This window comes from Mesorhizobium sp. M7A.F.Ca.MR.148.00.0.0 (assembly GCF_003997735.1).
Taxonomy (GTDB): Bacteria; Pseudomonadota; Alphaproteobacteria; order Rhizobiales; family Rhizobiaceae; genus Mesorhizobium.
On the sequence record NZ_RZTB01000154.1, the window covers coordinates 9,820 to 10,475 of the forward strand.

Consider the following 656-nt stretch of genomic DNA (forward strand, 5'->3'; position numbering starts at 1 on the left):
GGCAAGCGGATGAGCGCCCATCTGAGGCGGTGGAAGCTCATCGACGACAACGCCCGTGACGAGGCCGCCAGGCAGGCCGGCGAGCCCGTGGCGGTCTGTCTGCATGTCGTCAGCTATATGGGCCGGGGCGTGGCCTCTGTCCGCACCGCTTGGGAAATGGCGATCGACAACGCATGGTTAGATCCGACCATCACGGGACAGCCGGCAATCACGCCGCACGTCCTCCGCCATACCCGCGCAACCTGGATGATGTTCAAGGGCGTGGATATCTGGGAAGCGGCTGGCGCGCTCGGGATGTCGGCCAAGACGCTCGATAAGGTCTATGGCCACCACCACGTCGACTTTCAGAAGAACGCGGCCGAAGTCTAGCTACTTAGGCCAGCTCTCAGAACGCTTGACCAATTTGTAGACAGGAAGGGTAGTGCCGTTCCAAGTTTCCATTATGGCTCCGCATCCGCATTCATGGCGGTCTCGATCGCGCGCTGGTAGCTTGGCTTCGGTCCGTTCATACACGGCACCGCATTCATCACACGAGACTAGAGCCATGTTCCTGTGCCATTTCTGTGCCAGCGCGGCCAACGGCTTAGCTAAGTTGTTGAAAGGATGGTGGGCGTGACAGGGATTGAACCTGTGACCCCTGCAATGTCAATGCAGTG

The 656-nt window shown here is 59.8% G+C and carries 1 pseudogene; it reads left to right on the forward strand.

The annotated features are described in order from the left end of the window. Positions 1–369 (forward strand): annotated as a pseudogene (locus tag EOB49_RS30725) (site-specific integrase); the annotation flags it as partial. Between the last annotated feature and the right edge of the window lie 287 nt (positions 370–656).